Genomic DNA, 24,344 nt, shown 5'->3' on the forward strand with positions numbered 1-24,344 from the left:
GGGTCAGTCCTCGCCGATCATGGCCAGCCACGGGTCGGCCGTGCCGGCCTCGACCTCGGCCACCTTGACGGCCGGCCAGCCGATCGACTGGGCGCCGGCGTCGCGCCAGGCCAGGGTGATCATGTCGCGCAGCTCGGCGGCGCCCGCTGCGATCCGGGCCGTGGCGAACTCGGCGCCCGGCGTCAGGACCGCGCCCTCGGCGTCGGCCGCGAAGGCGCCGGTCTTCTCAAGGCGATAGAAGGGAATGACCTGGGCCAGGGTCGCATTGAGATAGGTCGCGGTCCGGGCGCGCAGGTCGAAGCCGTCGAGGTTCGGCGCGGGCATCACGGCCTCGACCGCGTCCAGACGCAGGTTGCGGCGGATGAAGCCACCCTCGAACGCACCGTGGGTCGAGCGTGCGTTGGTGAATCCCTCAGGGTTCGGATAGTCGCCCCAGCCGTTGTAGTGGATCGACATATGGTGCGGCTGGGAGCCGTCGCCGACGTAGTGCGACAGGTAGCCGATGTCGCGCAGGATCAGTGCCTCGCGACGCAGCCGATCCTCGCGGTACCAGGCGCGCTTGCCGGGATCGAGCTCGCGGGCCTCGGCGGCGTTCAGCACGCGCCAGGTCGCGAAGTCGCGGGCCAGTTGCTGATACCCGTCCATGATGGCGTAGGGCAGGTAGCCGGCGTCGTTGACCTCGATGCCTACCGCCAGAAGCTGGGCGTCGTACTCGCTCTTCAGCTGGGGCAGTTCGGACAGGGTCGGGCCTCGCTCATTCATGACGTGGCCGTTGTCGTCCAGATCGACGAAGTGGGCCGTGTCACGTTCCCGGTCGTGCGGCTGGCCGGCGCCCTTGGTGCGGTCGGGCTCGCGCGACAGCTCGCCGACTTCCGCGACTGCGCCCGGGTTGCGCAGGAAGGCCGGCAGTTCGTCGGACAGGCCGCGCATGGCGGCGACGCCGATGGTGCGGTGACCCGTCGATCCCCAGGCGTCGACCCGGGTGGCGGTGATCGCACCGCTCGCTCCGACGATCAGGGCGGCGACGGCGACGAGGACCAGGCGCTTGGAAGAGGGACGGTTCATGACGGAGCTCCGGGGGGACTTCACGCGCCGTTAGAGCGGCCCGGAGCGGCGGCGTCCAGAGTGAACAAGCCTTCACTTGACCGGATCGCGGGCCGCCGCCTACGGCTGCGCTCCTGTTCTGTCGGAGCCCGTCATGAAGCGCCCATCCTCGCAGTATCTGGCATTTGCCGCCGTCTCGCTGATCGCCCTCATGGCCGCGCCCGCTCTGGCGCAGCAACAGACGCCCGTGATCGAGCAGAACTCGGTCGCGGCCCATGTCGGCTTCCTGGCCGGTGACGAACTGCAGGGTCGGGGCAGCGCCACGCGCGATGAAGCCATCGCCGCCGCCTATGTCACCGCCCAGTTCCGCCTCGCCGGCCTGACCCCGGTTCCGGGCATGGACGGCTTCGTCCAGCGCGCGCCGGTGGTGAAGACCACGCCCTCGGGCGCCGCGACCGTGACGGTCGGCGGCGCCACCCTGATGCAGGGCGCCGACTTCGCCATCCTGACCGGCGGGCTGAACCCGGCCTCGGGCGTCGTGACGGTGGCCGCAGATCCGGCCGCCCTGCCTTCGGGCAGCGAGACCCTGATGATCGCCCCGGCCGAAGGACCGGGCGTGCGGGCCCTGTTCGGCGCCGCCATGCGCAGCGGCGCGAAGCTGATCCTGTTGCGTCGGACGGAAGCCCTCGCCACGGCCACCGGCGACAGCGGTTCGCGCGACCCGGTCATCCGTCTGGCCGACGCTATGCCGCGCGTCGGGCCGGTCGTCCTCGTGGTGGCACCCGAGGCTTACGACCGTCTCGCGGCCGCCGGCGGAACGGCGGCCTACGATCCGGGCCAGTCCGAAGTCGAACAGGGCTTCACCTCCAACGCCATCGGCTGGCTGCAGGGGACCGACCCGTCCGCGGGCGTCCTGATGATCTCGGCGCACCTGGACCACATCGGCCTGCGTTCGGACGGCGTGGTCATGCACGGCGCCAACGACGACGCCTCGGGCACGGTGGCGGTGATCGAATTGGCCAATGCGCTCGCCGCCAGCGGGCCGCATGAGCGCAGCATCATGTTCGTCGCCTACGGATCGGAAGAGGCCGGCCTGCTGGGCTCGCGCTATTTCGTGCAGCACCCGCCGATCCCCCTCACCGACATCGCCGCCAACCTCGAGATCGAGATGATCGGCGACCAGGATCCGCAGCTTCCGGCGGGCGTCATGATGATGACGGGCTTCGAGCGGTCCAACTTCGGCGCGGCCCTGAAGGAACGCGGCGCCCTCGTCGGTCCCGATCCCTATCCGGAGCAGAACTTCTTCCAGCGCTCGGACAATTACGCCTTGGCGGTTCAGGGCATCGTCGCCCACACCATCTCGGGCTGGGCTACCATCCCGACCTATCACACGGCCGAGGACACGATCGAGAACCTCGACATCCCCTTCATGACCAATGCGATCCAGTCCCTGGTCGAACCGCTGAAGGCTATGGCCGACGGGGCGTTCACCCCCGAGTGGGCCGAGGGCGGACGGCCGGACGCGAACTAGATCAGGCTGACCGCGAGGTTTACCGCCAGGGCCACCAGGACGGTGTTGAACACGAAGGCCGTGACGCTGTGGACCGTCGAGAGACGCCTCATGCGGCGATCGGAGATCTGCACGTCGGCGGTCTGGGAGGCGACGCCGATGATCAGGGAAAAGTGCAGGAAGTCCCAGTAGTCGGGCTCGGTCTCGCCGGGGAACATGAGGCCGCCACGATCTCCCTTGCTGTCGGGCGCATAGAAGCGATGGGCGTAGTGCAGGCCGAAAATGACGTGCACGAACAGCCATGAGGCGGCGACCGTGCCGAGGGTCAGAAGGGCCTCGACGCCCTTGCCGATGCCTGCGGACCCCGAGGCGGCTTCGGAGATCACGACCGCGACGCTGGCGGCGGCGGCCAGAAGGCTGAGCGGGAGGACAGCAACTCCCGCCTCATCGAGGTCGGCGGCGCGGGCGCGGATGGCGTCGACCGATTGCGTCCGGGCCAGCTTGATGAAGGTCAGCATCAGGAACAGGGCCACGCCTGCGTCCCAGCCCGCCGCCAGCCGCACGGTCCAGCGCCACTCGGCCGGGGCGGCGAGCGTGATGACGCCCGTGACGGCCAGACCGATCAGCAGGGCGCCGTGCAGCCTCAGGGCCCGGAACGGCGGGCGGGCGGCGGGCGGGGCGGGCGATTGGGCCATCAGGTTCCGGGCTGGATGTAGGGTATGGCGGCGAACAGGCGACGCTCGGCGCCGCGCGGATCGTCCTCCATCCGCGCCGGTTCGTCCATGATCATCGTCTGGCGACGCGTCAGGTCGTAGGGCGTCCAGGTCGGAAGGTCCGGATGGTTCGGATCGCCGTCGCGGGCCAGGGCGACGAAGGCTTTCGACAGGCGGTCGGCGATGGGCTGGGCCTGCGGTCCTTGCGCCCGGCTGCCGGTCGCCATGACGTTGTCCAGCGCCAGCGGGATGTCGTCGGTGTGCATGGCGCCGCGTCGGCCGCCGTCGATCGGGGAAGTCCAGTCCAGTTGGTAGACGAAGGCCGGTGTTCCGGCGGCGGCGCGAGCCTCGGCCTCGATCACCGCGCCGCGCCATGAGCGGGCGGCGGTCGTCGCGGCGAAGAAGACGTCGGACGGGGAGTAGTCGGGATACATCCGGCGGTAGGCGGCGATGACGGGTTCCGGGGCGACGTCGATGCGGAGCTCGCGGCCGGTCATCTTTCCGGGCAAGTCGTCCCAGGTGAGGGCGAAGTTGGCCGGATCGCCGCCGAGGAAGGCGCGGGTCTCGTCGTGGGTGTTGCCGATGATCATCGGGATGTGGGCCGACCGGGGCGGCGCGTCGGGATAGAAGGGGTGGCGCATCAGGGTGCGGTTATCCAGCACAGGCCCCCAGTAGAGACCGCCGAAGCCAAGCACCGGATCGGTGGTTTCGGAGGCCTTCAGCAAGGTTTCGACCGGCAGGGTCGCGGCCTCGGCGGCGCGTTCCTTCGGCAGGTTGAGCGCGTCGAGCCAGGCCTCGGCCCGGCGGGTGGCGTTCCAGGGGCCGGAGGCGGTGACCTGCTGTCCGCTCATGGTGGCGGCGCGGTGGAACAGGCCTGCGGCGGCGGGCGTCGCCATCATGGTCGCGATCTTGGCCCCGCCGCCCGACTGGCCGAAGACCATGATGCGGGACGGGTCCCCTCCGAAGCCCGTGATATTGTCCCGCACCCATTCGAGCGCGAGATGCAGGTCCAGCTGACCGGCGTTGCCGCTGTCGAGGAATGGGGCGCCCGCGATGCGCTGGAGACAGGCGTATCCGAACAGGTTCAGCCGGTGGTTCAGGGTGACCACGACCACGTCGTTGCGCTTCGCCAGCCGGGTCCCGTCGTAGAGCGGGTTGGACCCCGAGCCGTTCGAATAGGCGCCGCCGTGGATGTAGACCATGACCGGCCGCCGCTCGCGGTCGAGGCCGGGGGACCAGACGTTGAGGAACAGGCAGTCCTCGGACTGATTGGCTTCATTCCCTCCTTGCGGACTGGCCGCGCCGTAGGCGAAGGCCTCGGCGGGCGTGGTCCAGGCGGTGGGGCGGACGGGCGGCTGGAAGCGGCGCGGGCCGGTGTCTGCGCCGTAGCGCAGGCCCTTGAATACGGCGACGCCCGCGTCGGTCTGGCCGAGCACCGGGCCGTTGGTGGTGGCGACGACGGGGTGGGTGTTCTGCGCCAGAGCACTGGCAGGAAGGGTGGTCAACGCGAGGCCGCCGGCCGCGAGACCCCGACGGGTCATGAACAGTCTGGAGTCCACGGCGCGTTCCTCTTGTTTTCGCCAGACTAGGCCGGAGCTCGCGCTGTTGTCACCGGTGTCATCCGGATCGGCTCTTGCGGGCCCCGTGGCGGTCGGCTCTAGTGCGATCACGCATTGTTACAGGCCGCCTCCCCAGCCGGTCTGCGCTGGAGACTCCGCATGACCCACCATGACCGCGCCGGCCTGTCCGTGGCCGCCGAACTGGCGAGCTTCATCGAGGACGAGGTCCTGCCCGGGCTCGGCATCGGGGCGGACGGGTTCTGGACCGGCGTGGCGGATGTGTTCGCGCGATTCACGCCGGAGAACCGCAAACTGTTGAAGCGGCGCGACGATCTGCAGGCGCGCATCGACGCCTGGTATCGCGAGCGCAAGGGACAGCCGCACGATCCGGCGGGGAGCGAGAGCTTCCTGCGCGACATCGGATATCTGGTCGACGAACCGGCGCCGTTTTCCGTGACGACGGAGAAGGTCGACGACGAACTGGCGCGGCTGGCGGGCCCGCAGCTGGTGGTGCCGATCCTGAATGCGCGGTTCCTGCTGAACGCAGCCAATGCCCGGTGGGGCAGTCTGTATGACGCCCTTTACGGCACCGACGCGCTGGGCGACCTGCCGCCGGGCGGGCCGTATGACGCTTCGCGCGGGGCGCGAGTGGTGTCGCGGGCCAAGGCCTTCCTCGACGAGGCGGTCCCGCTGGAGACCGGGTCCTGGTCACAGGTCACGGGCTGGTCGGTGGAGGCCGACAAGCTGAAGCCGGGGCTGAAGGATCCGGCGCAGTTCGTGGGGTATCTGGGCGAGCCGTCGGCGCCGACGTCGGTCCTGCTGGTCAACAACGGGCTGCACATCGAACTGGTCATCGACCGGTCGAGCGCGATCGGGGCGGCGGACGCGGGCGGGCTTTCGGACGTGGTGCTGGAGAGCGCCCTGTCGACCATCTGCGACCTGGAGGATTCGGTCGCGGCCGTGGATGCGGATGACAAGACCGCCGCCTATCGCAACTGGCTCGGGCTGATGCGGGGCGACCTGTCGGCCAGCTTCCAGAAGGGCGGCCAGACGCTGAACCGGACGCTGGAACCGGACCGGACCTTCACGGCGCCCGGCGGCGGGGCGGTGACGCTCAAGGGTCGATCGCTGCTGTTCGTCCGCAACGTCGGCCATCTGATGACCAATCCGGCGATCCGTCTGGCGGACGGCACCGATGCGCCCGAGGGTATCCTGGACGCCATCGTGACTTCCCTGATCGCGATGTACGACCTGAAGGGGATCGGCGGGTTCACCAACTCGGGCGCGGGGTCGGTCTATATCGTCAAACCCAAGATGCACGGGCCGGACGAGGCGGCCTTCACCAACCGGCTGTTCGATGCGGTCGAGGACCTGCTGGGGCTGACGCGGCACACGATCAAGGTCGGGGTGATGGACGAGGAACGGCGGACCTCGGCCAATCTGGCAGCCTGTATCCACGCGGTGAAGGACCGGATCGTCTTCATAAATACGGGCTTCCTGGATCGCACCGGCGACGAGATCCACACGGCCATGCAGGCCGGGCCGGTGGTGCGGAAAGCCGATATCAAGAGCTCGAAATGGATCGCCGCCTACGAGGCGCGGAACGTCGCCATCGGGCTGTCGTGCGGACTGTCGGGGCGGGCCCAGATCGGCAAGGGGATGTGGGCCGCGCCCGACCGGATGGCCGACATGCTCGAACAGAAGATCGGGCATCCCCGGACCGGGGCGAACACGGCCTGGACGCCCAGCCCGACGGCGGCGACGCTTCACGCGCTGCACTATCACGCGGTCGACGTCTTTGCGGTGCAGAAGGACGTGGCTACGCGACCGGCGCCGGGCCTTGAGGACCTGCTCACGCCGCCTCTGGCCAATGGCGCCAACTGGTCTGAGCAGGAGGTCCGCGACGAACTCGATAACAACGCCCAAGGGATCCTCGGCTATGTCGTGCGCTGGATCGATCAGGGGGTGGGCTGTTCCAAGGTGCCCGACATTCACGACGTCGGGCTGATGGAGGACCGGGCGACGCTGCGGATTTCGTCCCAGCACATCGCCAACTGGCTGCTGCACGGGGTCTGCACGGCGGCGCAGGTCGACGCGGCCTTCCTGCGCATGGCGGCCAAGGTGGACGGACAGAACGCGGGCGATCCCCTGTACCGGCCGATGGCGTCGGATCCGAACGGGTCGCTGGCGTATCAGGCGGCGCGGGCGCTGGTGTTCGAGGGGGTGGAGCAGCCGAACGGCTATACAGAGCCGCTGCTGCATGCGTTTCGGTCGAGGGTGAAGGCGGGCTGATCGCGCCTTGCCCCGGTCACCATCCCGGCGGAAGCTGATCGTCTGAAGAGGATCGAATGACCCGTGACCGATCAACCGTGTGCGCCGCCTTCGCCGGAGCGATCCTCGTGACCGGGTGCGCCGCCCCGCCGGCCTCGTCCGAGCCTCAGGGCAGGGTGCTGGCGGTCGATCAGGTCGCCGGTTACTGGGCTCTGCGGGCGCCTGACGGCGCACGGTGCAGCGTGTCGCTGGCCAACCTCGTGATCGACGGCGTCCGGCCGGTGCTGGCCGAGCGCTGCGGGATCCCGGCGGCGACGCGGGCGAAGAGCTGGCGCGCCACGGCGGGCGGGTTCGAGATGCTGGCCGCCGACGGCTCCGTTCTGATGGCCTTCCGGCGCACCGGCGAGGACGCCTTCGCGGCGACCTCGGGCGGTTTCATCCTGAGCCGGGCGCCGGTTTCCTGACACGATCGTAACTTGCGGCTCTGCAAGCGCCATGACAAGGTCGCTTGACTGTTAGAGGGGCCGCGCATGCTTTCGATCAAGAATCTCGTCCACGTCTACGCCAACGGGACGCGGGCGCTGGATGACGTGTCGCTGAGCGTGCCGAACGGCATGTTCGGCCTGCTGGGTCCCAACGGTGCGGGCAAGTCGACGTTGATGCGGTCGATCGCGACGCTGCAGACCCCGACCTCGGGCTCGATCGACTTCGACGGCATCGACGTGATCAAGGACCCCGACAAGCTGCGCCGCACCCTCGGTTACCTGCCGCAGGATTTCGGTGTCTATCCGCGCGTCTCGGCCTACGACATGCTGGATCATATGGCGGTGCTGAAGGGCATCGCCTCCGGCAAGGACCGCAAGGAAACGGTCCAGACCCTGCTGCAACAGACCAACCTCTGGAGCGTCCGCAACAAGGCCATCGCCGGATTCTCGGGCGGGATGCGCCAACGCTTCGGCATCGCCCAGGCCCTGATCGGCAATCCGAAACTGATCATCGTCGACGAGCCCACGGCGGGCCTGGACCCCGAGGAGCGCAACCGCTTCCTGAACCTGCTGGCCGAGATCGCGGACAATGTGGTCATCATCCTGTCGACCCACATCGTCGAGGACGTGGCCGATCTATGCCCGCGCATGGCGGTGCTGGCCGGCGGCAAGATCCAGCTCGAAGGCGCGCCTGCCGCCCTGATGGAGCAGCTGAACGGCCGGGTCTGGAAGAAGACGATCGACAAGGAGGCGCTGGAGGATCACCGCGCCAAATACGAGGTCATCTCGACGCGTCTGTTCGCCGGCCGGACGGTGATCCACGTCCTGTCCGACCGTCGCCCGGGCGACGGGTTCGAGCCGGTCCAGGGCGGGCTCGAGGATGTCTATTTCTCGACCCTCTCGGCCTCGCGCAAGGTCGCGGCGTAAGACCATGTTCGGGAAAATCGCCGCCTTCGAATTCCGCTACCAGCTGCGCCAGCCGGCCTTCTGGGTCATCGCCATCATCTTCGGCCTGATGGGCTTCGGGATGGTCGCGGCCTCCGACAACATCTCGCTCGGCGGAGGCGGCAACGTCTACAAGAACGCCCCCTACGCCCTGGCGACGATCAACTCGGTCATGTCGATGTTCTTCATGCTGGCGACGACCGCCATCGTGGCCAACGTCGTGGTGCGGGACGATCAGTCGGGCTTCGGGCCCATGATCCACTCCACCCGGATCACGAAATTCCAGTATCTGTACGGCCGCTTCTCGGGCGCCTTCGCCGCGACCGCATTGTGCTTCGCCTCGATCTCGCTGGGCGTGCTGGCGGGAACGCTGGCGCCGTGGATCGACAAGGAGACGATCGGCGCCTTCCGCCCCTATGACTATGTCCACGCCTATCTGTTCCTGGGTCTTCCGGGTGTCTTCCTGACCTCGGCGCTGTTCTTCGCCCTGGCTACCGTGACCCGGTCGATGATGGCGACCTATGTCGGCGCCGTGGCGATCTTCATCGCCAACCTGATCGCGTCCGGGGTGTTGGGCTCCAAGCCGGAGTTCGAGCGGGCCATGGCGTGGGCCGAACCCTTCGGCGCGGCGGCCTTCGGCTTCGCCACGAAATACTGGACGACCATCGAGAAGAACACGCAGACCGTTCCGCTGGACGGGGTGTTCCTGTGGAACCGGCTGATCTGGCTGGGCGTCAGCCTGGCCGTTCTGGCTGCGGCCTATGTTCTCTTCCAGCCCGCGACGCGCGGGGCAAAGGCGGGCAAGGCCGACAAGCTGAGGAAGCTCGCCGAGGCGGCCCCGGCTGCGCCGCCGCTGAACGGGGCCCTGCCCTCCCCGAGCGAGGGCTTCGCCGCCGGCTGGGCCCGTCTGGTCTCGCGCACGGCCTTCGAAATGAGTCTCGTGTTCAAGAGCCCGGCCTATGTCGTCCTGATCCTTCTGGGCTTCACCTTCGCCATCACCACCCTGCTGTTCATCGGCGAGATCTATGGCGCGCCGCTTCTGCTGGTGACCCGTGTGGTCATCAACGGCCTGCAGGGCGCCTTCGGTCTCGTGGCCATGATCGTGGCCATCTACTACTCGGGCGAGCTGGTCTGGCGCGACCGCGAGCGCAAGGTGCACGAGATCATCGACGCCTCGTCGACGCCCGACTGGACCTTCCTGCTGCCCAAGACCCTCGCTCTGGTGCTGGTGCTGGCGTCGATCCTGATGGCCGGTGTGCTGGCCGGTGTCGCGACCCAGATCTTCAAGGGCTACACCGACTTCGAGTTGGGCAAATACCTGCTGTGGTACGTCGTGCCGGGGACGATTAACTTCGCCCTCCTGGCCGTGCTGGCGATCTTCATCCAGTCGCTGTCGCCCAACAAGTTCGTCGGCTGGGCCATCATGGTGGTCTACATGATCTCCACGATGGTGCTGTCGAACCTCGGCTTCGACCACGACCTCTATCGCTATGGCGCGAGCATCGGCGTGCCCCTGTCGGACATGAACGGGCGTGGCGATTTCGCCGGGTTCGCGGCCTGGCTGGACGCCTACTGGACCATGTTCGCCATCGTTCTTCTGACCCTCGGCTATGCCCTGTGGCGGCGGGGAACGGAGACCCGTCTGACGCCGCGCCTGAAACGTCTGCCGCATCGGCTGATGGGCCCGGCGGGGGTGGTCGGCGGCCTCGCTCTGGTCGCCTTCGTGGGGCTGGGCGTCTTCATCTACGTCAACACCAATGTGTGGAACGAGTACCGCAACAACTCGGCCGAGGAGCGGCTGCAGGCCGACTACGAAAAGACCCTGCTGCGGTTCGAGAACACGCCCCAGCCGACCCTGGTGGACGTGAAGCTGGATCTCGACCTGCACCCGCGCGCTCCGCGTCTGGAGACCAAGGGGACCTATGTGGTCGAGAACCGCACAGGCGCGCCTCTGTCGGAGATGCACCTGCGCTGGACGGACGACGTCCAGATGGAGGCCTTGACCGTCCAGGGCGCGCGGATGGTCCGGGAGTGGCCCGAGTTCGACTATCGCATCTATCGCTTCGACACGCCGATGGCGCCGGGCGAGCGGCGGACGGTCCGGTTCGAGACCCTGGTCGAACAGCGGGGCTTCAAGGTCAGCGGCAACACGACCCGGATCGTCGATAACGGCACCTTCATCACCAACGGCGAGTTCGCGCCCATCATCGGCATGAGCCGGTCGGGCACGCTTCAGGATCGGACCAAGCGCCGGAAATACGGCCTGCCCGCCGAGCTGCGTCCGGCCAAGCTGGAGGACATGACCGCCACGGGCCGCAACTACATCGGCGCCGACTGGGTCACGGCCGACGTCACCGTCACGACCGACGCCGACCAGACGCCTCTGGCCCCCGGCATGGTCCGCAGCGACACCACGGCCAACGGTCGCCGCACCATGCGGTTCGTGACCGAGAGCCCGGTCCTCTACTTCCTGTCGGTGCAGTCGGCCCGCTACGAGATCGCGCGTCAGACCCACAACGGGGTCGAGATGGTGGTCTTCCACGACCCGCAGCACGCCACCAACGTGCCGCGCATGATGACGGCGCTGAAGACTTCGCTCGATTATTTCCAGGCGAACTTCTCGCCCTATCAGTTCCGTCAGGCGCGGATCAGCGAATTCCCGGACTACGCCAGCTACGCCCAGTCCTTCCCCAACACCTTCGCCTGGTCCGAGGGGCTCGGCTTCATCGCCGACCTGAGGGATGACACCAGGATCGACTACGTCACCTACATCGGGGCGCACGAGTTCGCGCACCAATGGTGGGCGCACCAGGTCGTGGGGGCGAATATGCAGGGGGCGACCCTGATGTCCGAAACCCTGGCCCAGTACTCGGCCCTGATGGTGATGCGGCAGATGTACGGACCCGACAAGATCCGCCGGTTCCTGAAGTTCGAGCTCGACAACTATCTGCGTTCGCGTGGCACCGAAAGGATCGAGGAACTGCCGCTGAACCGTATGGAGAACCAGCAGTACATCCATTACCGCAAGGGCGCGGTGGTCATGTATCTGCTGGCCGACCAGATCGGCGAGGCCAACGTCAACAGGGCGCTGGCCCAGTTCCTTCAGGCGCACGCGTTCAAGTCGGCGCCCTATCCGCGCTCGACCGACCTGATCGACCTGTTCCGGGCCAACGCCCCGGCCGACAAACAGGCCCTGATCACCGACCTGTTCGAGAAGATCACCCTGTACGACGTGAAGACCACGGCGGCGACGGCGACGCAGCGCCGCGACGGCCGCTGGGACGTCGTCGTCACGGTCGAGGCGCGCAAGCTCTACGCCGACGGCAAGGGCGAGGAGACGGAGAGCCCGCTGAACGAGACCTTCGACATCGGCCTGTTCTCGGCCGAGCCGGGCAAGGGCGCGTTCGATGCGAGCAATGTGCTGCTGTTCGAGCGGCGGCCGTTGCACTCGGGGACGCAGACGTTCCGGTTCACGACGGCGACGAAGCCGACGTTCGCGGGGGCGGATCCGTACAACAAGTGGATCGACCGGAACTCCGACGACAACGTGCGCAAGGTGGATTGACTGTTTTCCTTCTCCCCTTGCGGGAGAAGGTGGCAGCCTAAGGCTGACGGATGAGGGGTAAGCGTCAGCGGATGCGGTGCGTCCTGGAGGCGCTCATCGGCAAAGCCGCGTTTCACCCCTCACCCGACCGCGCCAGGACGACGGCTGCGCCGCCGTGCGCGGGATCCCTCCGCCGCAAGGGGAGAGGGGCGAGCCTCTAGTGAATGCTCTCGCCGTGTTCGGAGTAGTCGAGGCCCTCGACCTCGCCGTCCTTGGTCGCACGAAGCCCGGTGGTGAACTTGCAGACCATCAGGACCACGAATGTCCCGACGGCGCTCCAGGCGATGACGGCGGCCAAGCCCACGATCTGTTTCACGACGTCCGCGCCCTCGGCCACGCCGTTGATGGCTGTGGTGGCGAAGACGCCGGTCAGGATGGCGCCGACGATGCCGCCGATCCCGTGGATACCGAAGGCGTCGAGGCTGTCGTCGTACTTCAGGGCATGCTTCAGCCAGACGGCGCCGGCGTAGCAGGCCGGGCCGCCGATCAGGCCGATCAGGAAGGCGCCCTTGGGGTCGACGAAGCCTGCGGCGGGGGTGATGGCGACCAGACCGCCGACGATGCCGGAGAGAAGGCCCAGCAGGGTCGGGCGCTTCTTCTCGATCCATTCGATGACCATCCAGCCCAGCGCGGCGGCGGCGGGAGCGATGATGGTGTTGAGTGCGGCCACGGCGGCGATGCCGTCGGCGGCCCAGGCGCTGCCTGCGTTGAAGCCCAGCCAGCCGACGAACAGCAGGCCCGTTCCGATGGCGGTATAGGCAAGGTTGGCCGGCGCCATATTGTCTCTGCCAAAGCCGTAGCGGGGGCCGAGGACGAGGGCGCAGACGAGCCCCGCGACGCCCGCGTTGACGTGGACGACCGCCCCGCCCGCGAAGTCGAGCACGCCCCAGGAGCCGAGGTAGCCGCCGCCCCAGACCTGATGGCAGATCGGCGCGTAGACGATCAGGTGCCACAGGGCGAAGAACAGCAGGCTCGCCGAGAACTTCATCCGCTCGGCGAAGGCGCCGGCGATCAGGGCCGGCGTGATGATGGCGAAGGTCAGCTGGTAGGCGATCCAGAGGTACTCGGGCAGGCCGGGCGCCAGGCTGTGGGCCGTGTTGATCCGCACGCCGTCGAGGAAGACCGCCTGAAGCCCGCCGATGAAGCCGTTGGTCGCCGGGCCGGAGGTTCCGAAAGACAGACTGTAGCCGGCGATGAACCACAGGATCGTCACCACCATCAGGGACGCCGTGGAGGCGGCGATGGTGGCGATGATGTTCTTCTTCCTGACCATGCCGCCGTAGAACAGCGCCAGTCCGGGCAGGGTCATCATCAGGACGAAGGCCGTCGAGACCAGGATCCAGGCCGTCGCCGCGCCGTCGATGACGAGCGGCGCCTGGTGGGCGAGAAGGGCGGGCGTCGCTAGTGTCATCGGCGGGGAGGCCTCGGAGCGTCAGGGAAGACGGATCATGCCGGGACCGCTTCGCCATGGTCAAGCTTGCGCTCCGCCTCGGCCACGGGGGTCGGGACGATGCGGACGAACCGCTTCAGACTGTCGGACCAGGCGCCCAGCAGGCGACGCGCCAGCGGCGATCCGGTCGCGGCCAGGTGCGCCTCGATCAGCGCCTTGAGCCGCTGACCCGCCGCCTCGGTGACCGGAGCGAAGGACGCCAGGTCGCCGTTGAGGGCCAGGCCCGTGCGACCCGCCTCGTCGAGCACGAACAGCTCGCCGCCCGACATGCCGGCGGCCAGGTTCCAGCCGACCGGACCCAGGATCGCGACGCGTCCGCCGGTCATGTATTCGCAGGCGTGAGCGCCCGCGCCCTCGACCACGGCTTCGGCGCCGGAGTTGCGGACCGCGAACCGCTCGCCCGCCGAACCGGCGACGAACAGGCGGCCTGAGGTGGCGCCGTACAGGGTGGTGTTGCCGATGGCGGGCTGGTGCTCGCGCCATTCGATCGGCTTGACCACGATGTCGGCGCCGGACAGGCCCTTGCCGACATAGTCGTTGCCCTCGCCGGTCAGTTCCAGCTTCAGCCCCCTGGCCGCGAAGGCGCCGAAGGACTGGCCCGCCGAGCCCTGCAGCTTGAGGGTCAGCACGCCTGTCGGCCCGGTCGGGCCCCAGCGGCGGACGATGGCCGAGGAGACGCCGGCGCCGATGGTGCGCATGACGTTGGAGATCGGATAGGTCAGCTCCGACGTCTGGCCGCGATCAAGGAAGGCCCAGGCGTCGTTGAGGACGCGGGCGTCCAGCGTCGGCGGAACCTCGGCGCGGCCTTTCTCGGCCCAAAGCTTCTTCTCGGCAGCCTCGACGCGAACCAGCAGGGGGTTGAGGTCGAGGTCGTCAAGGTGCGAACCGCCGCGACGGACCTGACGCAGCAGGTCGGTACGTCCGACGATCTCGTCGAGGCTGCGGGCCCCCAGCATGGCCAGGTATTCGCGGACCTCCTCGGCGATGAAGGAGAAGAGGTTCACGACCTTGTCGGCCGTGCCGGTGAACTTCTCGCGCAGGCGCGGGTCCTGGGAGCAGACGCCGACCGGGCAGGTGTTCGAGTGGCACTGGCGCACCATCAGACAGCCCATGGCGATCAGGGACGCCGTGCCGATGTTGAACTCCTCGGCGCCGAGGATGGCGGCGATGACGATGTCGCGGCCGGTGCGCATGCCGCCGTCGGCGCGGACCACGACGTGGCTGCGCAGGTTGTTGAGGCTGAGGACCTGGTGGGTCTCGGCCAGGCCGATCTCCCACGGCAGGCCGGCGTGCTTGATTGAGGACTGGGGCGAGGCGCCCGTGCCGCCGTTGTGGCCCGCGATCAGGATGGCGTCGGCCTTGGCCTTGGCGACCCCGGACGCGATGGCGCCGATGCCCGAGGCGGAGACCAGTTTCACCGTGACGCGGCAGTCCGGGTTGATCGACTTCAGGTCGTAGATGAGCTGGGCCAGGTCCTCGATCGAATAGATGTCGTGGTGCGGCGGCGGCGAGATCAGGGTCGTGCCCGGCGTCGAGTGACGCATCCGGGCGATGAACTCGGTGACCTTGAAGCCGGGCAGCTGGCCGCCCTCGCCGGGCTTGGCGCCTTGGGCGACCTTGATCTCGATCTCGCGGCACTGGTTCAGGTACTCGGCGGTGACGCCGAACCGGCCCGAGGCGATCTGCTTGACCGCCGAGTTCATGTTGTCGCCATCCGGGCGGGTGGCGTAGCGGTCCGGATCCTCGCCGCCCTCGCCCGAGACCGAGCGGGCGCCGATGCGGTTCATGGCGACGTTCAGGACGCCGTGCGCCTCGGGGCTGAGGGCGCCCAGGGACATGCCGGGGGTCAGGAAGCGCTTGCGGATATCCGAGACGGATTCGACCTCGTAGACCGGGACCGGTTTCAGCCCTTCGCGCCAGTCAAGCAGGTCGCGCGGGGCGTTGTCCGGCTGGGCCGCGACGGCTTCGGAGTATTGCTTGAAGCGCTTGTAGTCGCCGCGATTGCAGGCGTCCTGCAGGAGGTGGATCGTCCTGGCGTCGTGGGCGTGGCTTTCCTGGCCCGCCCGGATGCGGAAGAAGCCGCCGACGGCGGGGGAGGGCGTCGCCTCGGTCCAGGCCTGGGCATGGCGTTGCAGGGCGGCCCGTTCCAGACCGGCCAGGCCGATGCCCGAGATGCGCGAAGGGGCGCCGGGGAAGAACTCGGCCGTGACGGCGCGGCTCAGGCCCAGGACCTCGAACTCGCAGCCGCCGCGATAGGCGGAGATGACGCTGATGCCCTTGCGGGCGAGGGTCTTCATCAGGCCGGCCTCGAGCGCGGCCTTGTAGTTCAAACAGGCGTCGCGAAGGCTGAGGCCCGCATAGGCGCCACGATCCAGACGTTCCTGGAACATCTCCTGCGCCAGCCACGGATTGATGGCCGTGGCGCCGACGCCGACGAGGACTGCGAAGCCGTGCGGATCCAGCACCTCGGACGAGCGGACGACGATCGAGACGAAGCTGCGCAGACCCTTGTCGGTCAGGCGGCCGTGGGCCCCGGCCGTGGCCAGGATCATCGGCACGGACAGGCGGGATTCCGAGGCGCGTTCGTCGGTCAGGACGACGAGGCTGGAGCCGCCGCGAACGGCCGCCTCGACCTCGTCCTGGACGCGATCCAGCGCGGCGCGAAGACCGGCGCCTTGCCGTGCGCCGGCTTCGGGCAATGGATAGGAACAGTCGATGGTCACGGTCGAACCGGCACCGACGACGTCCAGCATCCGCTCGAACATGCCGGTGGTCAGGACGGGGCTGTCGAGGACGAAGACGTTGGTCTGGGCTTCTTCCTCGGCGAGGATGTTGCCGAGGTTCTTGAAGCGTGTCTTCAGGCTCATCGCCCCGGCTTCGCGCAGGGGATCGATGGGCGGGTTGGTGACCTGGGAGAAGTTCTGGCGGAAGTAGTGGGCCAGAGGACGCGGCAGGTCCGACAGCACGGCCGGGGGCGTGTCGTCGCCCATGGAGCCGACCGCTTCCTTGCCGTCCTTGATCATCGGATCGAGCAGGAGGTCGAGGTCTTCGCGCGAATAGCCGGCGGCGATCTGGCGGCGGGTCAGAGCCTCGCCGGTGGCGGCGCGCGGCTCGGGTCCGGGGCCGATGATCGGCTCCAGATCGACCATGTTCTCCAGCCACTCCGTATAGGGGTGGTCGGCGGCCAGTGCGTCGATGGTCTCGATCTCGTCCAGCAGGACGCCGTTCTGGAGATCGGCGACGATCATGCGGCCTGGGCCGATCGGGAGGCGGCGCTTGATGCGGCTCTCCGGCAGACCAGCGAGACCGGCCTCGGAACCCGCCAGCAGCAGGCCGTCGTGGGTCTCCATCGCACGCAGGGGACGCAGGCCGTTGCGATCCTTGCCGCAGACGATCCAGCGGCCGTCGGTGGCGCAGATGGCGGCGGGGCCGTCCCACGGCTCCATGACCGCGTTGCAGTAGGCGTAGAGGGCGCGGTGCTCGGCCTTCATCAGGCCCTCGTCGCGGGCCCAGGCCTCGGGGATGAGCAGGGCCTTGGCCATGGGCGCGGGACGACCGGCGCGGACCAGGACCTCGAAGACGTTGTCGAGGGCGGCCGAGTCGGAGCCGCCCGGCTGGACGACGGGCTTCACATCGCCGTCGTGGTCGCCGAAGGCCTGGGCCGTCATGCGGATCTCGTGCGACCGCATCCAGTTCAGATTGCCCTTCAGCGTGTTGATCTCGCCGTTGTGGGCCAGCATCCGGAACGGCTGGGCCAGCCTCCATTCGGGGAAGGTGTTGGTCGAATAGCGCTGGTGGAAGATGGCGTAGGCCGACTGGAAGGTCGGATCGAGCAGGTCGGGATACAGCTGGTCCAGCAGTTCGGCGCGAACCATCCCCTTGTAGATCAGCGACCGGGCCGACAGAGAGCAGATGTAGAATCCGGGCACGCTCTCGGCCGCGACGGCGCTCTCGATGCGGCGGCGGACGAGGTAGAGCTCGCGTTCCAGCGCCTCGCCGTCCTCGACGAGGTCGGCGGGGACGGCCAGCATGATCTGTTCGATCTCGGGGCGGGTCGCGTCGGCCTTGGAGCCCACTACGGCGAGATCGATCGGCGTCTGGCGCCAGCCGTAGATGGTGAACCCGGCGCGGAGCACTTCGGTCTCGACGATGGCGCGGGCGCGGTCCTGGGCGCCCAGGTCGGTGCGCGGCAGGAAGATCTGGCCGATGGCGATGGGGCCGGGTCGCAGGGTCTGGCCGATGACGCGGACCTGTTCGGCGAAGAAGGCCTGGGGCGCCTCGACCATCAGGCCGGCGCCGTCGCCCGACAGGCCGTCGGGATCGACCGCACCCCGGTGGGCGACGTTCTTCAGCGACTTGATGGCCAGTTCGACCACCTCACGGCGCGGCTTGCCGTCGATGGCGGCCACGAGGCCGACGCCGCAGGCGTCCTTCTCGGACGACGGCTGATAGGCGTGGGCGTCGATCAGACGCTGTCGGTCACGTTCGTATTGGGCGAGCCAGGTCATGCGGCGGCTTCTTCAGTCTGGGTACGCAGGTAGCGGTCGATCTCGGCGGCGGCGTCCTGGCCGTCGCGGACGGCCCAGACGACGAGGGAGGCGCCGCGCACGGCGTCGCCGGCCGCATAGACGCCGGCCAGGGAGGTGGCGAAGCCCGAGCGCGCGACCGCGACGGTGTTCCACTGGGTCACCGACAGGTCGTCGTGGTGGGCGGCGAACTCTTCCGGCTCGAAGCCGAGGGCCTCGATGACCATGTCGGCGGGGAGGTCGAAGTCACCGCCGGGAACGGCGACGATGTCGCGGCGCTTGCCGAACTCGGGCTCGGACAGGGTCATGCGGGCGGCGCGGACGGCGGAGGTCGAGCCGCCCTTCGACATCAGGGCCTTGGGCGCGCCCAGCCATTCGAAGACGACGCCTTCCTCCTCGGCGTTGGAAACCTCGCGGGCCGAGCCCGGCATGTTCTCGCGGTCGCGGCGGTACAGGCAGGTGACCGAGGCGGCGCCCTGGCGGATGGCGGTGCGGACGCAGTCCATGGCCGTGTCGCCGCCGCCGATGACGACCACGTTGCGGCCCCTGGCGTGGTGCCACGCGTCGTCGTCTTGCTCGCCGAGGTCGCGGCGGTTCTGGTGGATCAGGAACTCCAGCGCGGGGATGGTCGAGCCGGGTCCGACGCCCGGCGCCTGGAGCGCGCGGGCCTGATAGACGCCCATGGCCAGCAGGACGGCGTCGTGCTTCTCGCGCAGGTCGGCGAGGGTGATATCGGTCCCGACATCGCAATTGGTCACGAACTCGACGCCGCCGTCGATCAGGCGGTCGACGCGACGCTGGACGACGCGCTTCTCCAGCTTGAAGCCGGGGATGCCGTAGGTCAGCAGGCCTCCGGGGCGGTCGTGGCGGTCGTAGACGGTGACCTGATAGCCCTGTTCGCGCAGGCGGTCGGCGGCGGCCATGCCGGCGGGACCGGCGCCGACGATGCCGACGGACTGGCCGCGTTCATGCAGGGGGCGGATCGGTTCGACCCAACCGTTGTCGAAGGCGGTGTCGCCGATGAAGGCCTCGACCGAGCCGATGGTGACGGCTTCCCAGCCGGACTGGTTCAGGGTGCAGGAGCCTTCGCACAGACGGTCCTGCGGACAGATGCGGCCACAGATCTCGGGCATGGTCGAGGTGGCCGAGGCGATGCGCCAGGCCTCGCGCATCTCGTCCTCGGCCGACAGGCCCAGCCAGTCGGGAATGTTGTTCTGCAGCGGGCAGGCATTCTGGCAGAAGGGCACGCCGCAGTCGGTGCAGCGTCCGGCCTGGACCTCGACATTCTCCGTGGTCGGTTTGACGATGATCTCGCCGAAATCCTGCACGCGCACGGACGCCTCCGCCTTGGGCAGGCGGCGCGGTTGAACGACGAACCCCTGGGGTCCGGATGGGCCTTTCTGTTGCATAGCAACATATAAAGCGTCGCCGGGCCGTCAGCGCAAATGATTTCCCCGTTATGGGGTCAACTCATATGTCATGCGCATGAAATGACCCCGATCTGAGAACGGTTCGCGGTTTTGTTCGCCTCAGCCCTGATCCCAGCCGCCAGCCAGCGCCTTGAACAGGGCGATCTGGTAGGTGGTCACGAGCGCATCCGACTGGGCCAGGGTCGCGTCGGCGCCCGCGAGGGTGCGTTCGGCGTCCAGCACGGTCAGGAAACTGTCGGCGCCGGCGTCGAATCGCAGGCGGGCCAGACGGGCGGCGTTGGCGGCCTGGTCACGCGCCTCGGTCAGGGCCGCACGGCGGTCCAGTTCGTTGGCGTAGTTGGTCAGGGCCGTCTCGGTCTCCTGCAACGCCACCAGCACGGTCTGGTCGAAGGTCGCCAGGGCCGCGTCGGTGCGGGCGTCGGCGGCCTCGATCCGGGCGCGCGTCGCCAGGATGTTGGGGAAGCTCCAGCTGATCAGCGGGCCGAACGAGAACCGGTACGAAGTGTCGTCGCCGAGGTCGCCGGCTTCCAGCGCCGTAGAGCCGATCGAGCCGCCCAAGGAGACGGTCGGATAGAGCGACGCGGTGGCGACGTTGACCCGCGCGGCGGCGGCGGCCAGGGCGCGCTCCGCCTGACGGATGTCGGGACGACGGGCCAGCAGGGCGGCGCCGTCGCCGGTCGGGATCGGCTGGGACAGCTGTGGCGGACGAACACAGGAGCGGGCGGCCTGGGAGGCCTCCGCCGGAGTGACGCCTGTCAGGGTGGCGAGACGATACAGGGCGCCATCTCGCGCGGCCCGCAGACTCGGCAACTGGGCACGGGTCGAGGCCAGCTGGGATTGGGCGCGCGAGGTGTCGAGACCGGTGCCGGCGCCGCCTTCCAGCAGGCGCTGGGTCAGGTCGGCGGTGTTCTGCTGCAGGCCGATGGTCCGTTCGGCCACCACGATCTGGGCGTTGGCGGAACAGGCGTCGGCGTAGGCGCGGGCGGTCTCTGCGGCGACCGTCACGCGGATCACGTCGAGGGCCGCCGCCTGGGCGTCTGCATCGGCATTGGCGGCGCGGATGGTCGAGGCGACCCGACCGAACAGATCGATCTCGTAGGACGCGTCGAGACCGACCGAATAGATATCGGTCTCGGGCGCGGTCTGACCGGCCGGGAGACCGGGTGTGGTCGCGGCCGAGGCTCGGCTGCGGGTCGCCGAGGCCGAGGCGCCGGTCGTCGGGAACAGGCCCGACCGCGCTTCCGACAGGCTGGCCCGGACGGCGCGCAGATTGGCGACGGCGGCTTCCAGCTCGTTGTTCTGCGCGAAGGCCTGTTCGATCAGACCGTCCAGCGTCGGGTCGGCATAGAGCCGCCACCAGTCGCTGCGGGCCTCCGCCGTCGAGGTCGCACCGTTGGCGGACCCGAGCGGCGAACTTACGAAGGCGCCCGACGCGAGGGGGGGGAGAGAGGCGTCGGGCGCCTTCGGCCCGACCGCGCAGGCCGCCAAAACGGCGGAGGCTGCGCACGCGGTCAGGAGGGGGGTGAGGCGAAGGGCAGTCATGCGGCGTCTCCCGTGCGCGGGGCGTTGAGCGCCGGCGTGGAGTGGATGGCGTCGTCCGAAGGCGCGCCGGTCGTCGGGGTGACGCTCGGAGCCGAGGGACGCTGCGGGATGCGCGAGGCCAGGCCCCGGCAGATCACATAGAAGACCGGCGTGAACAGCAGACCGAAGACGGTCACCCCGATCATGCCGAAGAACACGGCCGCCCCGAGGGAGCGACGCATCTCGGCGCCGGCGCCCTCCGACAACACCAGGGGCAGGACCCCGAGGATGAAGGCGAAGGACGTCATCAGGATCGGCCGCAGGCGCGTCTGGGCCGCGTGAACGGCCGCGTCCCAGCGATCCATGCCGTGCTCGTCCTCGTTCTGCTTGGCGAACTCGACGATCAGGATGGCGTTCTTGGCCGCCAGCGCGATCAGCACCACCAGTCCGACCTGGACCAGGATGTTGTTGTCCAGTCCGAGGGCGTTGACCCCCAGCATGGCCGCCAGCAGACACATCGGCACGATCAGGATGACCGCCAGCGGAAGCGTGAAGGCCTCGTACTGGGCGGCGAGCACCAGGAAGACCAGCAGGACCGCGACCACGAAGATGATCGTCGCACCGCCGGAAGCCGACTTCTCCTGCAACGCCAGGCCGGTCCATTCATAGGAGAAGCCCGGCGGCAGGGTCGTCGCCGCCATGTTCTCCATAATGCCGATGGCCGTGCCGGACGAGACGCCGGGCGCGCCCTGACCCTGCAGCTCGGCCGCGGGGAACAAGTTGTAGCGCACGATCCGGGACGGGCCCGAGCTCTCGCGGAAGGTGGCGACAGAACCCAGGGGCACCATCGCTCCGGACGCCGAACGGACCTTCAGGTTGGCGATGTCGGCCATGTCGTCGCGATAGGCCGGCTCCGCCTGCGCCGTCACCCGGAAGGTGCGGCCCAACATGTTGAAGTCGTTGACGTAGGACGAGCCCAGATAGATCCCCATCGTGTTGAACACGTCCGAGGGCTGGACCCCCATCATCAGGGCGCGGTCCCGATCGACGTCGGCTTCGACGCGCGGCGAGGCGGTGTTGTAGGTCGAGAAGACCTGCGTCACCTCGGTCGGCGCCTGGGCCGCGGCGCCCATCATGGCGAAGGTCGCGCCTTCCAGCGCGCCGTAGCCGGCGCCGGTCCTGTCCTGGATCATCATCGCAAAGCCGTTGCCGGTGCCGAGGCCCTGGATGGACGGCGGGGCGATGACGAAGATGTTGGCGTTCTGGATGCCCTGGGCAGCGCCGGTGATGGCGCCGGCCAGAGCCGCAGCCGTCGTTTCGCGGGTGGTCCGGTCGTCGAAGGCGTTGAGGCGCACGAAGATGGTCGCGGCGTTGGACCCGAACGAGAAGCTGGTTCCATCCAGGCCGGAGAAGGCCACGGTGCCGTCGACGCCCTCGGTATTCTCGATGATCTCGCGCGCGCTGTTCATCACCGCATTGGTGCGTTCCAGCGAGGACCCGGCGGGCAGCTGGATCACGCCGATCAGGAAGCCCTGATCCTGATCCGGGATAAAGCCGGACGGGGTGTCGATCAGGCGCCAGGCCGTGAGGCCCAGCAGACCCACGTAGACGATCAGCACCATCATTACCGTCCGCACCAGTCGCGCGGTCACGCGACCGTAGCTGTTCGACAGCCAGTCGAAGCCCTCGTTGAACTTCCGACCGGCCCAGCCACCATAGTATTTGGCGCGGCCGAACAGGGAGGTGGGACGCGCGACGGTCTCGTCATGGTGCGCATGCGGCTTCAGCAGCAGGGCGGCCATGGCCGGCGACAGGGTCAGGGAGACGAACAGCGAGGTGACCGAGGCCGCCGCGATGGTCACCGCAAACTGGCGGTAGAAGATGCCCGGGATGCCCGGCACGAACATGGTCGGGATGAACACCGACACCAGCACGAGGCCGATGGCGATCAGTGCGCCGGACACCTCCTGCATGGATCGATAGGCGGCGTCCTTGGGCGACATGCCCTCGCGGATGTAGCGCTCCACATTCTCGACCACCACGATGGCGTCGTCGACCACGATCCCGACCGCTAGCACGAGGGCCAGCAGGGACAGGGAGTTGATCGAATAGCCGAGCGCCAGCTGGACCGCGAAGGTCGCGACCAGCGCGATCGGGATGGCGACGATCGGAATGATCGCCGCGCGCCACGACTGCAGGAAGATCAGCACGACGAGCACGACCAGGATGATCGCCTCGATCAGGGTGTGCTGCACCGACTCGACCGAGGCGGCGACGAACTCCGTCGGGTTGTAGGGAATGCCGATTTCCAGACCCGGAGGCGCGTCGGCCTTCATGCTCTCGATCTCGGCGATGACGCGTTCGGCGGTGCCGAGGGCGTTGGCTCCAGGCTGCTGCACGATGGCGATGCCGACGCCGCGCTGGCCGTCGAAATAACCCTGGATGCCATAGTCCTGCGCGCCCAGTTCGACACGGGCGACGTCGCGAATGCGGGTGACCCGGCCCTCGGCGTCGGTCTTGATGACGATCTCGGCGAACTCGTCCGGGTTGGACAGACGGCCCTGGACCTGGATCGGTTGCTGGAAGGCGGAAGCGCTGGTGGCGAACGGGGGCTGGCCGATCGAGCCGGCGGCGGCCTGGATGTTCTGACCGCGCATGGCGGTGACGATGTCGGCGGCGTTCAGGCCGCGCGCGGCGGCCTTGGCCGGATCGATCCAGACGCGCATCGAATAGTTGCCGCCGCCGAAGACGGTGACGTTGCCCACGCCCTCGATCCGCAGCAGCCGGTCACGCAGGGTCGAGTTGGCGTAGTTGCCCACGTAGTCGTTGTTCAGGACATTCCCGGGCGAGGTCAGCCCGAGGATCATCAGGAAGCCGGATTCCTGCTTGTTCACGATCACGCCGACCTGGCGCACGGCCTCGGGCAGGCGGGGTTCGGCCAGGGCGACGCGGTTCTGGACCAGCACCTGGGCGCTATCCAGATCCGTGCCGGGCTGGAAGGTCACGGTGATCGACACCGCCCCGTCCGAGGTCGAGGACGAGGAGAGGTAGAGCATCCCCTCGACGCCGTTGACCTCCTGCTCGATCGGAGCGGCGACGGTTTCGGCCAGGGTCTCGGCCGAGGCGCCGGCGTAGGCGGTGTTGATGGTGATCGTGGGGGGCGCGATCTCCGGATACTGCGCGAGCGGCAGCAGCGGATAGGCGAAGACCCCGACCAGGGTGATGAACACCGACAGGACGGCCGCGAAGATCGGCCTGTCGATGAAGAAGCGTGAGATGTTCATGC

13 protein-coding genes are annotated in these 24,344 nt (G+C 68.5%); 5 read left to right on the top strand and 8 right to left on the bottom strand.

The features are described from left to right. Positions 1 to 3 precede the first annotated feature (3 nt). Positions 4 to 1,065 carry a S1/P1 Nuclease gene (locus ACQY68_RS04870; RefSeq protein ID WP_428151930.1) on the bottom strand — a complete coding sequence of 354 codons (1,062 nt, stop codon included), beginning with the start codon at positions 1,063 to 1,065 and terminating at the stop codon, positions 4 to 6. A gap of 133 nt (positions 1,066 to 1,198) precedes the next feature. Here ACQY68_RS04870 and ACQY68_RS04875 point away from each other — a divergent pair, with 133 nt between their 5' ends. After that, entirely contained in the window at positions 1,199 to 2,575 is a 1,377-nt protein-coding gene (locus ACQY68_RS04875; protein ID WP_428151931.1) for a M28 family metallopeptidase, read from the top strand. Here ACQY68_RS04875 and ACQY68_RS04880 read toward each other — a convergent pair. Together ACQY68_RS04880 and ACQY68_RS04885 are read right to left on the bottom strand one after the other, a co-directional pair. Beyond that, positions 2,572 to 3,249 carry a DUF1345 domain-containing protein gene (locus tag ACQY68_RS04880; RefSeq protein WP_428151932.1) on the bottom strand — a complete coding sequence of 226 codons (678 nt, stop codon included), beginning with the start codon at positions 3,247 to 3,249 and terminating at the stop codon, positions 2,572 to 2,574. The two genes, ACQY68_RS04875 and ACQY68_RS04880, sit on opposite strands and share 4 nt — an antisense overlap. Continuing rightward, a complete protein-coding gene (locus ACQY68_RS04885; protein WP_428152588.1) occupies positions 3,249 to 4,808 on the bottom strand; it encodes a carboxylesterase/lipase family protein in 1,560 nt (519 codons plus the stop codon). The genes ACQY68_RS04880 and ACQY68_RS04885 overlap by 1 nt, the downstream gene beginning before the upstream one ends. Positions 4,809 to 4,985: 177 nt before the next feature. Here ACQY68_RS04885 and ACQY68_RS04890 point away from each other — a divergent pair, with 177 nt between their 5' ends. From ACQY68_RS04890 to ACQY68_RS04905, 4 genes are all read left to right on the top strand, one after another. Next, on the top strand, positions 4,986 to 7,118 hold the full coding sequence (locus tag ACQY68_RS04890) for a malate synthase G (protein ID WP_428151933.1): 2,133 nt from the start codon (positions 4,986 to 4,988) through the stop codon (positions 7,116 to 7,118). A gap of 56 nt (positions 7,119 to 7,174) precedes the next feature. After that, on the top strand, positions 7,175 to 7,561 hold the full coding sequence (locus tag ACQY68_RS04895) for an AprI/Inh family metalloprotease inhibitor (protein ID WP_428151934.1): 387 nt from the start codon (positions 7,175 to 7,177) through the stop codon (positions 7,559 to 7,561). Positions 7,562 to 7,627: 66 nt separating this feature from the next. After that, the gene (locus ACQY68_RS04900; protein WP_428151935.1) at positions 7,628 to 8,509 is read left to right on the top strand and encodes an ABC transporter ATP-binding protein; all 882 of its coding nucleotides are present in this window, start codon (positions 7,628 to 7,630) and stop codon (positions 8,507 to 8,509) included. A 4-nt stretch (positions 8,510 to 8,513) separates the two neighbouring features. Beyond that, complete coding sequence (locus ACQY68_RS04905; RefSeq protein ID WP_428151936.1) at positions 8,514 to 12,092, top strand: M1 family aminopeptidase; 3,579 nt, start codon at positions 8,514 to 8,516, stop codon at positions 12,090 to 12,092. 196 nt (positions 12,093 to 12,288) lie between these two features. Here the strand turns inward: ACQY68_RS04905 and ACQY68_RS04910 are convergent, their stop codons facing one another. The 5 genes from ACQY68_RS04910 to ACQY68_RS04930 all read right to left on the bottom strand — a co-directional run bounded on the left by ACQY68_RS04910 (position 12,289) and on the right by ACQY68_RS04930 (position 24,342). Then, on the bottom strand, positions 12,289 to 13,542 hold the full coding sequence (locus ACQY68_RS04910) for an ammonium transporter (protein ID WP_428151937.1): 1,254 nt from the start codon (positions 13,540 to 13,542) through the stop codon (positions 12,289 to 12,291). A 35-nt stretch (positions 13,543 to 13,577) separates the two neighbouring features. After that, complete coding sequence (gene gltB, locus ACQY68_RS04915; protein WP_428151938.1) at positions 13,578 to 18,089, bottom strand: glutamate synthase large subunit; 4,512 nt, start codon at positions 18,087 to 18,089, stop codon at positions 13,578 to 13,580. Then, entirely contained in the window at positions 18,086 to 19,516 is a 1,431-nt protein-coding gene (locus ACQY68_RS04920) for an NAD(P)-dependent oxidoreductase (RefSeq protein WP_428151939.1), read from the bottom strand. The genes gltB and ACQY68_RS04920 overlap by 4 nt, the downstream gene beginning before the upstream one ends. A 120-nt stretch (positions 19,517 to 19,636) precedes the next feature. After that, the gene (locus ACQY68_RS04925; RefSeq protein WP_428151940.1) at positions 19,637 to 21,079 is read right to left on the bottom strand and encodes an efflux transporter outer membrane subunit; all 1,443 of its coding nucleotides are present in this window, start codon (positions 21,077 to 21,079) and stop codon (positions 19,637 to 19,639) included. Beyond that, positions 21,076 to 24,342, bottom strand: a complete 3,267-nt coding sequence (locus tag ACQY68_RS04930) for an efflux RND transporter permease subunit (RefSeq protein ID WP_428151941.1) — start codon at positions 24,340 to 24,342, stop codon at positions 21,076 to 21,078. The genes ACQY68_RS04925 and ACQY68_RS04930 overlap by 4 nt, the downstream gene beginning before the upstream one ends. Between the last annotated feature and the right edge of the window lie 2 nt (positions 24,343 to 24,344).

The sequence above is a fragment of the Brevundimonas sp. genome (assembly GCF_965278935.1).
Lineage (GTDB): Bacteria > Pseudomonadota > Alphaproteobacteria > Caulobacterales > Caulobacteraceae > Brevundimonas.